The organism is Novosphingobium sp. ES2-1 (genome assembly GCF_015169775.1).
Taxonomy (GTDB): Bacteria; Pseudomonadota; Alphaproteobacteria; order Sphingomonadales; family Sphingomonadaceae; genus Novosphingobium; species Novosphingobium subterraneum.
Map to the genome: position 1 here is coordinate 234,420 of NZ_CP063445.1, position 17,031 is coordinate 251,450.

Annotated in this window: 15 protein-coding genes; 12 read left to right on the forward strand and 3 right to left on the reverse strand. The window is 64.4% G+C overall.

The genetic code is table 11. From position 1 onward, the window contains the following. The first annotated feature begins 86 nt into the window (after window positions 1-86). Window positions 87-1,412, forward strand: a complete 1,326-nt coding sequence (locus tag IM701_RS01145; RefSeq protein ID WP_193827528.1) for a family 1 glycosylhydrolase — start codon at window positions 87-89, stop codon at window positions 1,410-1,412. Between the two features lie 56 nt (window positions 1,413-1,468). Here the strand turns inward: IM701_RS01145 and IM701_RS01150 are convergent, their stop codons facing one another. Next, the gene (locus IM701_RS01150) at window positions 1,469-4,645 is read right to left on the reverse strand and encodes an autotransporter outer membrane beta-barrel domain-containing protein (protein WP_193827529.1); all 3,177 of its coding nucleotides are present in this window, start codon (window positions 4,643-4,645) and stop codon (window positions 1,469-1,471) included. Between the two features lie 307 nt (window positions 4,646-4,952). Between IM701_RS01150 and IM701_RS01155 the strand changes: the two genes are divergently transcribed. Genes IM701_RS01155 through IM701_RS01165 form a run of 3 tightly spaced genes read left to right on the forward strand, consistent with a single transcriptional unit; the run spans window position 4,953 to window position 6,889 of the window. Then, window positions 4,953-5,597 (forward strand): RNA polymerase sigma factor, encoded by a 645-nt coding sequence (locus tag IM701_RS01155; RefSeq protein WP_193827530.1) that lies wholly within the window; start codon window positions 4,953-4,955, stop codon window positions 5,595-5,597. Continuing rightward, window positions 5,597-6,364 carry a hypothetical protein gene (locus IM701_RS01160; RefSeq protein WP_193827531.1) on the forward strand — a complete coding sequence of 256 codons (768 nt, stop codon included), beginning with the start codon at window positions 5,597-5,599 and terminating at the stop codon, window positions 6,362-6,364. Before IM701_RS01155 ends, IM701_RS01160 begins: the two co-directional genes overlap by 1 nt. Before the next feature lie 33 nt (window positions 6,365-6,397). Further along, window positions 6,398-6,889 carry an asparaginase domain-containing protein gene (locus IM701_RS01165; RefSeq protein WP_039337149.1) on the forward strand — a complete coding sequence of 164 codons (492 nt, stop codon included), beginning with the start codon at window positions 6,398-6,400 and terminating at the stop codon, window positions 6,887-6,889. Between the two features lie 22 nt (window positions 6,890-6,911). On the opposite strand, the gene IM701_RS01170 is transcribed toward IM701_RS01165, so the two are convergent. Next, entirely contained in the window at window positions 6,912-8,615 is a 1,704-nt protein-coding gene (locus IM701_RS01170; protein ID WP_193827532.1) for a class I adenylate-forming enzyme family protein, read from the reverse strand. Window positions 8,616-8,782: 167 nt separating this feature from the next. On the opposite strand from IM701_RS01170, the gene lgt reads away from it, so the two are divergent. The 5 genes from lgt to IM701_RS01195 all read left to right on the forward strand — a co-directional run bounded on the left by lgt (window position 8,783) and on the right by IM701_RS01195 (window position 13,734). After that, window positions 8,783-9,682, forward strand: coding sequence for a prolipoprotein diacylglyceryl transferase (gene lgt / locus IM701_RS01175; RefSeq protein WP_193827533.1), 900 nt, complete (start codon window positions 8,783-8,785; stop codon window positions 9,680-9,682). Further along, window positions 9,679-10,725 carry a class I SAM-dependent methyltransferase gene (locus tag IM701_RS01180; RefSeq protein ID WP_193827534.1) on the forward strand — a complete coding sequence of 349 codons (1,047 nt, stop codon included), beginning with the start codon at window positions 9,679-9,681 and terminating at the stop codon, window positions 10,723-10,725. The genes lgt and IM701_RS01180 overlap by 4 nt, the downstream gene beginning before the upstream one ends. 287 nt (window positions 10,726-11,012) lie before the next feature. Continuing rightward, window positions 11,013-11,576, forward strand: a complete 564-nt coding sequence (gene petA, locus IM701_RS01185) for a ubiquinol-cytochrome c reductase iron-sulfur subunit (protein WP_039337156.1) — start codon at window positions 11,013-11,015, stop codon at window positions 11,574-11,576. A gap of 11 nt (window positions 11,577-11,587) precedes the next feature. After that, complete coding sequence (locus IM701_RS01190; RefSeq protein WP_193827535.1) at window positions 11,588-12,880, forward strand: cytochrome b N-terminal domain-containing protein; 1,293 nt, start codon at window positions 11,588-11,590, stop codon at window positions 12,878-12,880. Between the two features lie 32 nt (window positions 12,881-12,912). Further along, the gene (locus IM701_RS01195; RefSeq protein WP_039337160.1) at window positions 12,913-13,734 is read left to right on the forward strand and encodes a cytochrome c1; all 822 of its coding nucleotides are present in this window, start codon (window positions 12,913-12,915) and stop codon (window positions 13,732-13,734) included. 63 nt (window positions 13,735-13,797) lie between these two features. Here the strand turns inward: IM701_RS01195 and IM701_RS01200 are convergent, their stop codons facing one another. Continuing rightward, window positions 13,798-14,679 (reverse strand): LysR family transcriptional regulator, encoded by an 882-nt coding sequence (locus IM701_RS01200; RefSeq protein WP_193827536.1) that lies wholly within the window; start codon window positions 14,677-14,679, stop codon window positions 13,798-13,800. Window positions 14,680-14,773: 94 nt separating this feature from the next. Here IM701_RS01200 and IM701_RS01205 point away from each other — a divergent pair, with 94 nt between their 5' ends. From IM701_RS01205 to IM701_RS01215, 3 genes are read left to right on the forward strand one after another with little or no spacing between them, the layout of a single operon-like run. Beyond that, a complete protein-coding gene (locus IM701_RS01205; protein ID WP_193827537.1) occupies window positions 14,774-15,484 on the forward strand; it encodes a CoA transferase subunit A in 711 nt (236 codons plus the stop codon). Further along, a complete protein-coding gene (locus IM701_RS01210) occupies window positions 15,481-16,344 on the forward strand; it encodes a hypothetical protein (RefSeq protein ID WP_193827538.1) in 864 nt (287 codons plus the stop codon). Before IM701_RS01205 ends, IM701_RS01210 begins: the two co-directional genes overlap by 4 nt. Before the next feature lie 24 nt (window positions 16,345-16,368). Further along, window positions 16,369-17,028 carry a CoA transferase subunit B gene (locus IM701_RS01215; RefSeq protein WP_193827539.1) on the forward strand — a complete coding sequence of 220 codons (660 nt, stop codon included), beginning with the start codon at window positions 16,369-16,371 and terminating at the stop codon, window positions 17,026-17,028. The last annotated feature ends 3 nt before the right edge of the window (window positions 17,029-17,031 follow it).

The window sequence follows — 17,031 nt, forward strand, 5'->3', positions numbered from 1 at the left end:
GCTGGGCCGATAACGGGGCGATAATCGGTTATTTTACCTGATGGCTTGCGCGGCGTAGGCCGGGCGGCAAAGCCTTGGGAGAAACCATGATCGATCGCCGTTCCGTTCTCGCCGGGGGCGTTGCTGCCCTTGCTGCAAGCGGTGCCTCGCTCTCTGCGAAGGGCACCCGCAAACCGGCCCCCAGCCCGCGCTTTCCCGAGGGTTTCCTGTGGGGCGCATCGACCGCGCCGCACCAGATCGAGGGTAACAATACCACGTCAGACCTGTGGTATCTCGAACACCAGCAGCCCACCGTCTTTGCCGAGCCTTCGGGCGATGCGGCCAACAGTTTCCTGTTGTGGGAGCGTGACCTCGACCTGGCCAAGTCGATCGGGCTCAACACCTATCGTTTCGGGGTGGAATGGGCGCGGATCGAGCCGGTCAAGGGGCGGTTCAGCACGGGCATGCTGGGGCACTATCGACGGATCGTGGAAGGCTGCCGGGCGCGGGGACTCGCACCGGTCGTCACCTACAGCCACTTCAGCGCGCCCCTGTGGTTCAGCGCGCAGGGCGGCTGGACCAACCCCGAAAGCGTCGAGCTGTTCGCCCGCTACTGCACCCGCGTGACGCAGGCGATGGGCGCGCAGATGCACAGTGCGATCACGCTGAATGAGCCCAACATCTTGTTGCTGCTCAAGCCCATGCTTCCAAAGCCGGTGTGGGATATCCAGAAGCTGACGCTCGATACGGCGGCCAAGCGGCTCGGCGTGGAAAAAATGGTTTGCGGCAACGTGGCGGCTTATGAAGACCTGCCGGCACTGCAAGTCGGACTGCTGGCCGCGCACAAGGCGGGCCGCGCGGCGATCAAGGCGGTGCGGCCGGACCTTCCGGTCGGCGTGTCGCTGGCGATGCTGGACGATCAGGCGGTCGGCAAGAACTCGATCCGCGATCGCATGCGCGGCGAGCTTTACGGGTCATGGCTTGAAGTGGCCAGGGTCGACGACTTCATCGGCGTGCAGAACTACGAGCGCGCCTTATGGGGCGACAAGGGCAGGCTTCCTCCGCCCGAAGGCGGCATGCGCAATTTTTCAGGTACGGAAGTCTGGCCACCGTCACTGGCGGGCGCCGTGCGGTATGCCCATGCGGCGACGGGCGTGCCGGTGCTGGTCTCCGAGCACGGCGTCGGCATTGATGACGACGCGGTGCGCGCGGCGTTCATTCCGCCTTCGCTCGCGGGCCTCAAGCAGGCGATCGACGATGGCGTGCCGGTGATCGGCTATTGTCACTGGTCGCTGGTCGACAATTTCGAGTGGATCTTCGGCTATCGGCCCAAGTTCGGTCTCGCCAGCTATGACCCGGTGACGTTCGAGCGGAAGGCCAGGCCGAGCGCTGGCGTGCTGGGGGCGATCGCCAGGGCGAACGCGCTGGTTTGAGACCAGATGTCGCAAAGAATGGCGGGTGACGAGCCGTTCGTCACCCGCCATTTCTATCAGAATGCGACGCTCAGCGAAGCGCGGATGGAATAGTCGATCCCGCCCTGGATCTGCTCGGCGCCGCCGGCAAGCTGCCAGGTGTAGTCCATGCCGCCTGCCAGGATGCGCGCTTCGGTAGTCCAACCCGATTTCATGCGGTCGGCGGTCAGGCGGAAGGAATCGCCGTCCTCGAAATTGGCCACGGTGTCCCCCAGCTTTCCGGCAAGACGCGAGCGGTAGCCGCCTTCCAGTTCGACCGTGAAGGGCCGGTCGTCGCGTGCCCATTCGCCCGCGCTCCACGAGGCCGTGACGCTGCCGGTCCCGGTGACAAGGTCCGAAGTGCGCTTGGCCACGGTCAGCGCGATCTCATCGTCGCCGCTTTCGGTATAGCCCTTTTCGCTCAGGCGGTAGTAGTCGAACTTCGCCATCGGCTTGATGGCGAAGCCCCCGCCGAGCTGCGCCTTGTAGGAGGCGCCGCCCTGGGCTCCGACGGTCCAGCCGCTCCAGCTGCCGGCCGCGCTATAGACCAGGTCGCTCGTATCCACTTCACCCGTGAACGTGCGGCTCGAATTGAGCTTCACCCGCCCAAGCGAGGCCTTGGCAAAGGCGTAGAACGGGCCGCTTCCGTAACGCCAGAACGCGCCGAGTTCGTAGTTGCTGGCATCAGTGGTCTGGTAGTCTCCGGTGGTGATGTCGCCCTTGGTGTAGGCGAAGGAGACGCCAACGTTGCCCACGCCCGTTACCCGCTCGAGCCCGGCAGAAATCCCCCAGCCCTTGACGGTAAAGCCGACGCTGTCGGTATCGTCCTTCGAGCCGCGGAAATAGATCGGCTCGAACCAGCCACCGACATTGCTGATATCGAACAGCGAGCTGTCGTCCATCAGGTGACGCGAGGCGATCCGGCCGGAACGGGTCACGAAATCGAACACGCCGCCGGCATAGTCGGGCAGGAGCTGGTTGAACTGCCCCTGCAATGCGGCTTCGTCATCGACCTGCAGCAAGCTGGAGCCAAGGTCCTCTGCCGCGATACCTTGCGCATAGATGGCATCGTAGGCAGCAGCCTGTGGCGCGGTAAGGCCAAGCTCGGCTGCGGTCTTGCGGGTGATATCGAGAACCAGCGTTTCACCTTCAACGCTGACATCACCGTTGAACAGGACGGGAAGCTCGGTCGTGGTCGAATCGAACGAAGGCGATCCCTCGAGCGTTCCTGCCGTAAGGATCGTGTAGGTCCCGGTCGCATCTTCCAGCGAGGGGATCTTCGCGCTGATCTTTGCCCCGCTGGCAAACGTTGCGGAATTGACCACCACCTGCGAGGCCGTGCCCGTCGAGCCGTCGACATAGACGTTGAGCGTCCCGTTGGCGCCGACCGTGAGAGTGTCGAACTTGAGCGTGGTGGCCTCGCTTGCTCCGAATGAGCCGCCATTGACGATGACGTCGAGATTGTCCGCATTGCTCAGCGTGCCCGAGAACCTGGCTGTGTCGGAAAGCGTCAGCGTGCCAAGATTGCCGGCCAGATCGAGATTGCCGTTGAAGTAGGCGGTATTGGAGATGCCCATCGTGGCCGTGCCGCCACCGAAGTGGATATCGCCGACATAGCCGCTGTCGTCCGAGAGCAGGACCTTGTCGTTCCCGGCATTGAGATAGGTGTCGCCATAGATCCGGCCCGATGCCACATCGAGCAGGTCGTCGCCCGAGCCGGTATGGATATCGCCGACGATGTAGGTGTAGATCGTGGGATTGTCGGCATCGTAATCGTCGTCGGCCTGTTCGTCTTCCTGCGCGTCGGCATCCATGTCGTTGAGATACTGCTTGATCGTCACGCCCGAGGTGTTGGCGGACAGGTCGATGGCGCGCAGGTCATCAGTGCTCGAGCCGGATACGGTGATGAACCCGGTGTTGTTGATCGTCGTCAGCGTGCCCGACAGATCCTGGATCGCATAGGCGGTCCCTTCGCCGGGTGAGCTGATCGTCGCCTTGATGGTGCCGCTGTTGTAAAGGCTGGGAACGGTGGCTCCCTGGTTGACCAGTATGGCCACGGCCTTCTGATCGACCGTGGTTGCCGAGACCGTCCCCGAGACGCCGATGCCGCCGCTCATGTTGACCGTACCGCCCTGGCCTCCGATCACGACGGCATAGGCGTCGGTCCGGCTGTAGACGCTCGATGCGCTGATCGAACCGTCGATCGCCAGCGAGAAGGTTCCGTCGCGTCCTTCGACCGAGCCGATGGTGATCGCGTTCGCGCCGCCGACGAGAAGCGCCGGGCTGCTCCCGACAGAGGAGATCGAGCCCGTCGTTTCGGAAGAGTCGGTCGTCCCGTCGTCGTCCTCGTCGGTATCGTTGTCGTCGAGGTTGTAGGGCACCGCGTCGAGCAGGATGCCGCCCGTCACGTCGCCCTTGACCTGGACAGCGGCCTTGCCGTTGCGCAGGTCATCGCGTGACAGCGTGAGCGTGGTGCCATCGTCCGCGGTGAAGGACGATGCCTGGGACACCGTGCCCTGGATGCGGAAGGTCCCATCGATATCACCATTCAGCGCGACCGCCTGGCTGCCACGTCCGGCAACGGACACGGTGCCTTCGACGGTGACATCGCCGGTCACGCCCTGGGTGGAGATGCCGACGCTGTTGTCGCCGATGACCGTGATCGTCCCGCTGTTGGAGATGTCGCCCACGAAATCGGAATCCACCACGATGCCGCCCGAATTGAGGCCTTCCACGATGATCGATCCGGTGCTTTCGATCGAACCAGTGGTGGTACCGCCAGCTTCTACGTGGATGCCATAACGATTGCTGGCAGAGGCGATCGGCCCGTCGGCAATGTTGTTGTTGTCGTCATCTTCACCGGTGAAGTCTTCGGTGACCGAGATCGAGCCGTCGTTGGTGATTGTCGTCGTCACGCCCGACTTGACCGTGATCCCGCTGTCGCCGTCCTTGCCGCCCGAGTTGTCGATATAGCCACCATCGTCGATGAACACGGTGTTGTTCGAATCGACCGTGATGGCCTTGCCGCCGTTCTCCAGCGTGATCGAGCCGTCATCGCCGATCGAGATGTTCCCTCCGGTCGAAGTCTTGACCGTGGTGGTCTGGTTGGAATCGATCTGGGTGGCGGCAAAGCTTGCCTGCGGCGCAAGCAGCACAAGGGCCACGGGCGCCTTTGCCAGCGAGGATAGGAAGGTTGAGCAGCGCAGACGGTTCATGGGTAACCCCTCGAAATTCCGGAAAGAAGGCCCGCGCCGGGGTGCGGTCGGCGCGGGCCCAAGTGTTCGGGCGGCAGGGGGCACCTGCTGTCCGATCGACAGGTTGGATGGCCGGGCGACTGGCTGCCCTGGAATGCCTCCGCAGCGCTAAACGGAGCACCGGGCGCAACCCTTCGGCGGGACTGCGAAATAAATGCGACGAGCCGTTTCACGCGATCTGTAAATCTGGCGTTCACGCAGGAACCGGCAATCAGCGGCGTGGCCTCGCTGCGTACGGCGGCGGGATTGGTGCGAACGGCAGGTAACCTTGACCTTCTACGGCGACGTGCGCTCGGAAGCGGTGGTGGCTGAAGACAGCCTGATTGCTGCAGATCCGATCCATCGCGAGGTGCTCGACGATGCGGCCCTCATGCGAGAGGTCGCACACGGGTCAGTCGATGCCTTCACCTTGCTGGTCGATCGCCATTCTCCCGCGCTTTACCGTGTGGCGATGCGCATGCTCTCCGATGCCGCGGAAGCCGAGGACGTGCTGCAGGATTGCTTTGCGCGCCTGTGGCAGAATGCGCCGCGCTGGAGCCCGAGCGGGGCTGGGCTTGTGGGCTGGTTGCACCGGGTGACAATGAACCTCTGTTTCGACCGGAAGCGCCGCTTCCGCGTGGTTACGGTCGAGGCGTTGCCCGATCCGGCTGACGAAACGCCTCTCGCCGATCGCCGAATCGAGGCCGACCAGGCATCCCGGGCGGTGGCAGCCGCGCTGGCGGACTTGCCAGAGCGTTATCGCGCAGCATTGGTCCTTTGTTATTACGAAGGTTTTTCCAACGCCCTTGCAGCCGAGGTGCTTGATCTCAATATCAAGGCGATGGAATCGCTGCTGTTCAGGGCCCGCAGGCAGATGCGCACGCTGTTGGAAGCGCGCGACGTCGGTTGTGCCGATCTCGAGGCCCACGCGTGATGGCGCGCGAGGTTCCCGTCTCCCCCGCGAAGGCCAGCGCGGCGCTTGATGCGATGCTGAACAAGGCGCCGCGTCCTGCAATGCCGCCGGGGCTTGCGGCGCGGATCGTGGCACAGGCTACGGCGTTGCCGCAGCTTCCCGCCGAAGCCGCACCCCTTGCAGAGCCGTCGACGCCGCGCGAAACGGCGCAGGTGATTCCATTCACTGGCGCTGAAGCTCGCCCCGCTCGGGTGGCTGCGCCTTCGCGCGTGCGGTTTGCCGTGGGCGGCCTTGCCGCTGCTGCGGCAGCTATTGCCGCCGTCGTGCTGCTTGGCCAGCCAGCGCACAACCCGGTTCAACCGGGCGGGCCAACCACGGTGATGGCGCGGCAGCAACCCGCAGCCCAGCCCTCCGCAATCGCGGTGCCTGCGGCAGAAACTCCGGTGCAATTGGCGCAAGTCCCCCTGCCTCCGGCGGCCCGCGGAAGCGGTGCGGCGGCTGAAAAGAGGCCGGATGCCCAGGAGTCGGTCCCGGTAGCGCCGCCCGTGGCAGTGCCCGAAGCGCAGCTTGCGTCGACCCCGGCGCAGCCCTCGCGCGAGACTGCCGGGCCTACTTCCGACCCTTCGCCCCGCCCGGCATTGCCGCGCGGTTTGATGGGACCGCCGGCACCGCAGCAGGGCTGGGGCTTTTCGGGCGGGGCGCCGGGCGCAGGCCTTCCGGGCGGGCAGGCGCTGCCCAGCCAGACAACGGGGTCCGCCCCGCCGCCACCTCCCCTGCCGGGCAACTAGCCGCAGCCCTGACGCTCGGCTAAGGGCTTGGCCATGCAACAAGAACCGATCCTCGTGCTGACCACTGGCGGCACCATCGACAAGGCCTATTTCGACGCATTGAGCGAATACCAGATCGTCGAGAGCGGAATCCCCGCGCTGATCGCCGAGGCGCGCGTGGCGCTGCCGTTCCGGGTGATGGAACTGATGCGCAAGGACAGCCTCGAACTGACCGACGCCGACCGCGCGCTGATTGCCGCCGCGGTGCGCGAGGCGCCCGAACGCCATGTCGTCATTACCCATGGCACGGATACGATGACCGAAACGGCCAAGGCGCTCAGCGACATTGCCGGCAAGACCATCGTGCTGACCGGCGCCCTGTCACCGGCGCGCTTTGCCGAGACCGACGCGCACTTCAATCTCGGCATGGCCTTCGCCACGGCGCAGGTGGCGGCGCCCGGCGTGTGGATCGCGATGAGCGGCCAGGTGTTCGATGGCCTCAAGGTTCGCAAGGACCGCGCGGCCGGCAAGTTCGTGAGCGTCTGACCTCACGAACCTGCCCAGCCGGTCAAGCCGTAAGGAATTCCTTGGTATAGCGTTCGCGCAGGGTGCGCTTGTCGACCTTCTCGGTGCCGAGACGTGGGAGCGGTTCCGTCACTTCCCAGAAGCGCACCGGGATCTTGAATGGCGCAATGTGCGCATTGAGGAACTCGCGCAGTTCCTCCTCGGTGGCCGAGCAGTCCTCCTTTGCAAGGTAAACGGCGGCGGGCACTTCGCCGAACTTCTCGTCGGGCAGGCCGAACACACTGGCCTCGGCGATGCAGGGGTGAGCGTAGATCGCGCTTTCCACCTCGATGCACGAGATATTCTCGCCACCGCGAATGATGATGTCCTTCTTGCGGTCGACGATGAACAGGTAGCCTTCCGGATCGAGGTAGCCGAGGTCGCCGGTGCGGAAGTAGCCATCGGGCATGATCGCTTCGCGCGTGGCCTTCTCGTTGTCCCAATAGCCGAGGAAATTGCAGATCGAGCGGATCGACACCTCGCCAACCTGGCCTTGCGGGAGCGGCTTGCCATCATCGTCGAGGATGGCGAGATCGACCAGCGGGCGCGAGGCCGTGCCGGTGCTGCCGGGCTTGGCGAGGTAGTTCTCGTTCAGGTTGCCGCAGCCGACGCCATTGGTCTCGGTCAGGCCATAGCCCAGCAACGGGAAGGCATGGGGCAGTGCCTTGCGGATGCGGTCGACGTGCTCGACCGGGCGCGGCGCGCCACCGGCGGCGAACGAGACGCAGGTCGAAAGATCGTACTTGTCGCGGTCCGGATGGGTGGCGATCTCGAAGCTCATCAGCGGTACGCCGACGAAGTAGGTCACCTTCTCGCGCTCGATCAGGCGCATCGCCTCCACTGCGTCCCACTTGGGCATCAGTACCAGCTTGCGACCCAGCGCGAAGGACTGGAGGAACACCGGCACTTCGCCGGTCACATGGAACAGCGGCACGTTTACCAGCGTTACCGGCTGCGAACCTTCTGCCGGGCCTTCGCCCCGCGCCGTCAGGATCGCCAGCATCGCCGCCGACTGGCAGACGTAGTTCATCGTGCCCTGCACGACACCGCGGTGATCGGAATAGGCGCCCTTGGCCATGCCGGTCGAGCCCGAGGTGAACAGCACCGTGGCCAGATCGTCTCCGGTAAGGTCGGGCAGGATGGTTTCCATTCCGCCACCGTTTGCGAGCAGCGCGGCAAGGCCCTCTTCGTAAGGGCAATCGTGGCCCATCGGCAGGAGCTGCGCGCCGTGCGCGTGACCTTCGAGCCGGGCGGCACGCGCAGCGTCGGCAATGACGAAGCGGCACTTCACCAGATCGATGCCGTGGGCCAGTTCCTCGCCCTGCCACCAGCCGTTGAGCAGGGTGGCGCAACCGCCTGCCATCAGCACGCCCATGTAGGCGATGACCCAGTTGGCCGAATTGCGTGCCGCCAGCCCGACGCGTTCGCCCTTCTGCAGCTTCAGCCCTTCGACCAGACCACCCGCGACCTGGCGCGCCGCCTTGTAGACATCGGCAAAGCTCAGGCGGGTGTCGCCATCGACGATGAAGGTCTTCTCGCCCTGCGTCGCGCAGAAGTAGGCAAAGTAGGCCGGCAGGTGCGGCGGTGCGGCGGCGATCATCGGCAACTGCTGCCCGAACCGCTCGATCGGGACGGTGTGGAACATGCCACCTTCGGCAGTGAGCGCGCCAAAGGCGCTGTCCATGGCGAGGTCCAGCTCGGTCTTCATGTTACCCTTTCGTCTCCTCACCCTGACGCTGTCTTGTTTCGCGCCTTTTTCGGGTTTGCCTGCAACCTTTTCCCTGTGCCAATACGTTACCTCATCGGGCGCGTTTGACAGCACGAAAACGGGCCAACCAAAACATTCTGTCCTGAAAGTTCTAGGGAGTTCATCTCTTGCTGTCACTAGTGTCAACAGCAACCGCGCTTGCCGTAGCGTCGGCATCCGCAACTGCCGGACATACGCCGATTCGCTGGGAGGATCTGGGCGTCGGGCCGATCGCGCTCGATCTCGGGTTCTTTGCGCTCAAATGGTATTCGCTGGCCTATCTTGCCGGGATCGTTCTGGGCTACTGGCACCTTTTGAAGATGCTGCGTCAGCCCGGCGCGCCGATGGCGCAGCGCCATGCCGACGACCTGTTCTTCTATGCAACGCTCGGCATCATCCTGGGCGGGCGGCTGGGCTATGCGATCTTCTATGCCCCCGAACTGCTGACGCATCCGGAGAACCTGATCAAGCTCTGGGAAGGCGGGATGAGCTTCCACGGCGGGTTGATCGGCACCGTCCTGGCGATCGCCTGGGTATCCTGGCGCGGCAAGCTCAACTTCGTGCGCGTGTGCGACTACATCTCGGTCTGCGTGCCGTTCGGCCTGCTGTTCGGCCGCCTTGCCAATTTCGCCAACGGAGAATTGTGGGGCCGTGAGGCCGGTCCCGGCGTGCCTTGGGCGATGGTCTTTCCCGGCGGCGGTCCGGTCGCCCGTCACCCCAGCCAGCTCTACGAGGCCATCCTGGAAGGACTCGTGCTGGCGATCGTCCTGCTTGTGCTGTTCTGGAAGACCAGGGCGCGCTGGCGGCCGGGCCTGCTCGTCGGCACCTTCACGCTGGGCTATGCCCTGTCGCGCTTCACCGTCGAGTTCTTCCGCGAGCCCGATGCCCAGTTGCTGGACCTTGCCATGCAGAGCGGCCTTTCGATGGGGCAGTGGCTGACCGTCCCGATGATGGCCGTGGGTCTGTTCTTCCTGCTGCGCGGCTTGATGCGCCAACCCGTGGCAACGGGCGGAGCGCTTCCGGCGTGAGTGCATCGCTGCTGGAGACCTTCGCCCGCCTGATCGCCAATACCGGTCCGATCAGCGTGGCGCACTACATGGCAGAATCCAACGCGCGCTATTACTCCAGCCGCGATCCTTTCGGAACGGCGGGCGATTTCATCACCGCGCCCGAAATCAGCCAGATGTTCGGCGAACTGATCGGCCTGTGGATGGCCGACATATGGATTCGCGCCGGGCGGCCTGAGCCGATTCACTACGTCGAGCTTGGGCCGGGGCGCGGCACGCTGGCACGCGATGCGCTGGGCGCGGCGCGCCGCTATGGCCTGACGCCCCGCGTGCATTTCGTGGAGACGAGCACCGCGCTCAAGGCGCTGCAGCTCGAACTCCATCCCGCAGCCTTCTGGCATGCCGACCTGTCGACCTTGCCGACCGACGGCCCCCTGCTGATCATTGCCAACGAGTTCCTCGATGCGCTGCCGGTGCGTCAGCTTGTGCGCACGCCGGCTGGCTGGCGCGAACGCATGGTCGGCATTGCCGACGGGCGCCTGATCCCGGTCGCAGGGACGGCGCCGATGGATGCCGCTGTGCCGCAGAGTCGGCATGAAGCACCGGAAGGCACGATTCTCGAAACATCCCCGGCTTCGGCAGCGGTCGTCTACGAGGTGGCAGGCAGGCTGGCCGGACAGGGCGGCGCCGCGCTGTTCATCGACTATGGCCATGCCGAGCCGCGCTTAGGCTCCTCGCTCCAGGCGGTGCGCGGGCATCGCAAGGTCGATGTCTTTTCCAATCCGGGCGACGCGGACCTCACCGCGCATGTCGATTTCTCGGCACTGGCTCCGATCGCGCTATCGCGCGGAGTGCAATGGCTCGGCACGGTCGAACAGGGGCGCTGGCTGCGCGCGCTGGGGATCGATGCGCGGGCAGACGCGCTGGCGGCCTATGCGCCGACCCATGCCGAGGCAATCCAGGCCGCGCGCGAACGGTTGACTGGCGAAGGGCAGATGGGTGTCCTGTTCAAGGTCATGGGACTCGCAGGGCCGCATTGGCCACAGGGCGCCGGATTCGCCTGAGGCGCAAACCGCGCACCACCCATTGTCGCAAGCTTGAAATCGCCCGGAAATACAGGGCCGGATAAGGGCTGTTTCCCGCACCAAAATGCCTGTTGGCAAAGCCGTGGCTTTGCGTCTATCAGGCGCGCCAAGTGGGGGCCGGGGCCGTGCATTTGCGCGTGCCCGGTTCCCGTGCGGTTCCGGTGTTCATGTGGTTAGCCCCATGGGCAATTTCCAGAGCCGTTCCAAAGGGGCAAGTTGGACCGTGCGCGATCCGCGTGCGCGGCGGCAGCAGGCAGGGAATTTCAATGGCTGAACAGGCAAGCATCGACACTTCGGCACAGGCCGAAGAAGGCGTGCGCCGGCGCGATTTCATCAATATCGCGGCGGTGAGTTTTGCGGGGGTTGGCGGCGCTGCCGTGCTGGTCCCGCTGGTAAGTCAGATGGCGCCGTCGGCGGACGTCCTGGCGCAGAGCTCCACCGAAATCGACATTTCGGCGATCCAGCCGGGCCAGGCGATCAAGGCGGTGTTCCGCAAGCAGCCGGTGTTCATCCGCAACCTGACGCCGGAAGAAGTCTCTGCCGCCGACAAGGTGGATGCATCCTCGCTGCGCGATCCGCAGACGCTGGAAGAGCGCACCAAGGAAGGCAAGACTAACTGGCTCATCACCATGGGCGTCTGCACCCACCTCGGCTGCGTGCCGCTGGGCGCGGGCGAAGGTGAAGTGAAGGGCGAGTTTGGCGGCTATTTCTGCCCGTGCCACGGTTCGCACTATGATACCGCCGCACGCATCCGCAAGGGTCCGGCACCGAAGAACCTCGAGGTGCCCGAATATGCATTCATCTCCGACACTGTCGTGAAGATCGGCTGAGGACAGGCAACATGAGCTTTCCCTGGGCAAACGAATACAAGCCGGCCAATGGCCTGACGCAGTGGCTTGACGAGAAGCTGCCGCTGCCCCGCTTCGTCTACAACGCAGTCGGCGCCGGTTATCCGGTTCCGCGCAACCTGAACTACATGTGGAACTTCGGCGTTCTCGCCGGCTTCTGCCTCGTGCTTCAGATCGTGACCGGCGTCATCCTCGCGATGCACTACGCCGCGAACGCTGGCGTTGCCTTCGATAGCGTCGAGCACATCATGCGCGACGTGAACTGGGGCTGGATGCTGCGCTACGCGCACGCCAACGGCGCTTCGGCGTTCTTCGTCGTGGTTTACCTCCACATCTTCCGCGGCTTCTTCTACTCCTCGTACAAGGCCCCGCGCGAGATGATCTGGCTGCTCGGCGTCGTCATCTTCCTGCTGATGATGGCAACGGCGTTCATGGGCTACGTGCTGCCCTGGGGCCAGATGTCGTTCTGGGGTGCCAAGGTCATCACCGGCCTGTTCGGCGCGATCCCGGTCGTCGGCGAACCGCTGCAGGTGTGGCTGCTGGGCGGCTATGCGCCCGACAACGCTGCGCTCAACCGCTTCTTCAGCCTGCACTTCCTGCTGCCCTTCGTGATCGCAGGTGTCATCATACTGCACATCTGGGCGCTGCACATCCCCGGCTCGTCGAACCCGACCGGCGTCGAAGTGAAGAGCGAGAGCGACACCGTTCCGTTCCACCCGTACTACACGGCGAAGGACGGCTTCGGTCTGGGCGTCTTCCTGCTGATCTACTGCGCTGTGTTGTTCTTCGCACCGAATGCGCTCGGTCACCCGGACAACTATATCCCGGCAAACCCGCTTTCGACCCCTGCGCACATCGTTCCGGAATGGTACTTCTGGCCGTTCTACGCGATCCTGCGCGCCTTCACCTATGACTTCTTCTTCATTCCGGCGAAGCTCATGGGCGTGCTGGCGATGTTCGGCGCGATCCTGGTGTGGTTCTTCCTGCCCTGGCTGGATACCTCGCCGGTGCGTTCGGGCCACTACCGTCCGCTGTTCCGCAAGTTCTTCTGGTTCGGCCTGATTCCGACCATGGCCGTGCTGTTCTACTGCGGTGGCGCTCCGGCCGAAGAGCCCTACGTGATGCTCAGCCAGCTGGCATCGCTGTACTACTTCGCGCACTTCCTCATCATCCTGCCGATCGTCTCGTCGATCGAGAAGCCGGAACCGCTTCCGTTCTCGATCACCGAAGCCGTGCTCGGCAAGGATGAGAGCGCAGTGCTCAACGCCAACCCTGCGGCCGCCTGAGCCGGTACGAAGCGCAAGAGAAAGAGAACCCCATGGTCCGTCTTTTTGGCCCCCTAGTCGGCCTCTTCTTCGCCGTCGCACTGCTCTGGTCGTTCGGCAATGGCGCCTACTCGGCGATCTCGGAACCCGCTGCACCCACGGCAGAGCACGAGTTCCACCTACACCCCAAGGACGTGAAGTTCGCGTCCGACGGGGCCTTCGGCAAGTTCGACAAGCAGCAGCTGCAGCGCGGCTTCCAGGTCTACAAGGAAGTCTGCGCCACCTGTCACTCGCTCAAGCATGTCGCCTTCCGTGACCTCGCCGCCCTCGGCTACTCGGAAGCCGAAGTGAAGGCGATCGCCAAGGAGTGGGGCACCAAGCAGCCCACCTTCGATCCGAAGACCGGTGAGCGCGCAGAGCGTGACAACATCCCGTCCGACTACTTCCCGACCGTGTACTACGCCGGTCAGGGCAGCCCGCCCGATCTGTCGCTGATCACCAAGGCCCGTCACAACGGTGGCGCCTACGTCGCCTCGCTGCTGACCGGCTATCAGGAACAGCCTGCCGAGCTGCTCAAGAAGTTCCCGGATGCCAAGACTCCGGATGGCCTGTACTACAACCCGTACTTCGCCAACCTGAACCTCTCGATGCCGGCGCCGCTGACCGGCGAGGGTCAGGTGACCTATTCGGATGGCACCAAGGCAACCGTCGACCAGATGGCTCAAGACGTCTCGGCATTCCTGATCTGGTCCGCCGAACCCAAGCTGGACAAGCGCAAGCAGACCGGATGGGCCGTCCTTGGCTTCCTGCTCGTCGCCACGGTTCTGGCATACCTTGCCAAGAAGAACGTCTGGGCCGACAAGAAGGGCGAATAAGCCTTTCAAGGCCTAACAGGCGAAACGAACGAGGCCACCGGAAACGGTGGCCTTTTTCGCGTGTCAGTCGGGCGTGCCATCGATCCTCAGCTCGCTCGCCCGCCGGAACAGTTCCAGCACCAGCGGATCGCTCTCGGTGTTGCGGATGGCCACTTCGAAGCGGATCTTGCGGGCGGGGGCCGGCAGAACCTCGGCGAGTATGCCCGCCTCCAGCAGTGGCCGCACCATCGGCTCGGGCAGCACTGCCGCGCCGCCGCCGCCGGTAACGATATCGATCAACGTGCGCACGTTGTTGCAGGTGCCGATCGAGCGCGGCGTGACGCGGTTGGCTTCGAGCGTCTCCATCGTCACGCCGTGCAGCGGCGAGAGATCCGGAATCGACCACACCGGCAGGGGATTGGCAAAGCCGCCCGCCGCTGCCGTCCGCGCGCTCGCTGCCCAGACGAGGCCGACTGAACCGATAGGCGTGGTCCGAATGCCCGGGCTCGCCACCGGTCCCGCCAGGAAAGCAAGGTCGATCGTGCCGCCAAGCAGTTGCTGGAACATGCGCGCGGTCAGGTCCAGCTCCAGCTCCAGTGTCACTCCGGGTAAGTCCTGCTCGATAGCATGGACGAAGCCCGGCAAGCACGATGCTGCGGCAATCTCGCCTGAACCGATCCGCACGACGCCGCTGGCACCCTCGAAGCCGGACGCCGTCAGCAGCGCCTTTTCGAACCCTGCCCACAGCGGCTCGCACTCCTGCACCAGCCGTCGCCCGCGCGCGGTCAACACCATGTTGCGCCCCTCCCGGCGGAAGATCGCGATGCCCAACTGCTCCTCGATCTCGCGCACGCGGGCGGATATGGCGGGCTGCGTGGTGTTCAGCCTTTCGGCCGCAGCGCGAAAGGTGCCGAGCCGCGCGATCCACAGCAGCGTTTCCAGGTGGTAGATCGCAATCCGTTTCATTGATCAGAGACTGTTATCGATTGTGATAAAAAACAATCGCTCTTTTCAATTTGTATCCTGTGCTAGCACCTCAGGCGAAAAGGAGAGTCTGCCGATGTCGAAGAAGCTCTATGCCGATGCCAATGCTGCGCTCGATGGCCTGCTGCGCGATGGCCTGCTGATTGCTTGCGGCGGTTTCGGTCTTTGCGGCATTCCAGAGCGCCTGCTCGATGCCGTGCGCGATTCGGGCGTTAAGGACCTCACCTTCGCCTCGAACAATGCCGGAATCGACAACGAGGGCATCGGCAAGCTGCTGCGCACGCGGCAGGTCAAAAAGATGATCTCCAGCTACGTTGGCGAGAACAAGGAGTTCGAACGGCAGTACCTCTCGGGTGAACTCGAAGTCGAATTCTGCCCCCAGGGCACCCTGGCAGAGCGCATGCGCGCTGGAGGCGCCGGCATTCCCGGCTTCTACACCAAGACCGGCGTCGGCACGCTCGTTGCCGAGGGCAAGGAAACCAAAATTTTTGACGGACAGGAATATGTCCTCGAACGCGGCATTTTCGCCGACATCGCGCTGGTCAAGGCGTGGAAGGCAGACGAGACTGGCAACGTCGTGTTCCGCAAGACTGCACGCAACTTCAACGTGCCCGCTGCCACCTGCGGCAAGGTCTGCGTGGTCGAGGTCGAGGAAGTCGTGCCCGCAGGCTCGCTTGACCCGGACAGCATTCACCTTCCCGGCGTCTATGTGCAGCGCATGATCGTCGGCGCGCCTTACGACAAGAAGATCGAGTTCCGCACCGTGCGCGAGCGGGAGGCCGCGTGATCCGTCGCGCGCTGCCCCTGCTGGCGGCGCTGGCGGCAACGCAGCTTTCGGGCTGCGTCGCTGCCGCCATCGCGCCGCTGGCAGCAACCGGTGCGCTGGGGGCTAAGGCTGCCAAGGGAAAGGGCGGCGGCGAAGCCGCTGCCACGACGCCACGCCCCGAAGTCTCGATTGGCCAAGGGGTTTCCGCTGTTCCGCCGCTGCTGGCTCCGGCCGTTGCCGAGGCCGAGCCTGCCCCACCAATTCCGGTTCAGCCCCCTGCTGCTCAGCCCGCAGGGATGGCAGGCGCTCTGGCCGACAGCGCAGATCCCTATGCGGCGATGGCCGCCTATGTGCTGGCACAGGCGGAGGCCGGCAGGACTGGCAAGGTCCGCAAATCGGCGTTGCTCGACCAGCGCAGTCTGGTCGAGGTTCCCCGGATGCGAGCCTGCGCCGACCAGCGCAGCGCCGTGCTGATCGATCTCGATCCCGGCACGGGCACCTTCGATCTGGACGATCCGCCTGCGCCGGAACCAGGGCTTGCCAATCATCTCCGGCGCATTCGCGGCACCGGTACGGCAGTGGTCTGGGTCGCCTCGTTGCCGCAGACGCAGTCGAAGCGGCTTGGCACGACGCTCAAGGCGACCGGGTTGGACCCGCTCGGCATCGACAAGGTGATGCTCCTCTCAGGAGCCGAAACGCGCAAGCAGCAACTGCTTGACCGAGCCGACGCGGAGTGGTGCGTCCTGGCCATCGTGGGTGATCGCAAGGCCGATTTCGACGAGGTTTTCGATTATCTGCGCAATCCCGACGGTCCGGTCGGCATCGCGCTCGAACAATTCATCGGCGCAGGCTGGTTCCTGGCGCCGCCCCCCATCAAGTGATCCGACACGAAAGAGCTTAGACCGATGACCACGCATGACGGGCTGAAGACCGGCTGGACCCGCGACGAGATGGCAGCGCGCGCAGCGCGCGAACTGCAGGACGGATTCTACGTGAACCTCGGCATCGGCATCCCGACGCTGGTGGCCAACCACGTGCCAGCCGGCATGACCGTGACCTTGCAGTCCGAAAACGGCATGCTCGGCATCGGCCCCTTCCCCTACGCGGGGGAAGAGGACGCCGACCTGATCAACGCCGGCAAGCAGACCATCAGCGAGCTGCCGCACTCGGCCTATTTCGACAGTGCGCAGTCCTTCGCGATGATTCGCGGCGGCAAGATCGACCTGACCGTGCTGGGTGCGATGGAAGTGGCCGAAAATGGCGACATCGCCAACTGGATGATCCCGGGCAAGATGATCAAGGGCATGGGCGGCGCGATGGATCTCGTCGCAGGCGTCAAGAAGATCATCGTGGTCATGGAACACTGCGCCAAGAACGGCGACCCCAAGTTCATCCCCGCCTGCACCCTGCCACTTACGGGCAAGGGCGTGGTCGACATGATCGTCACCGACCTTGCGGTTTTCCAGCGGCCCGACCACAATTCCCCATTCAAGCTGATCGAATGCGCGCCGGGCGTATCGGCCGAGGAGGTCCGCGCCCGCACGACGGCGCATTACGTCGAATGACAA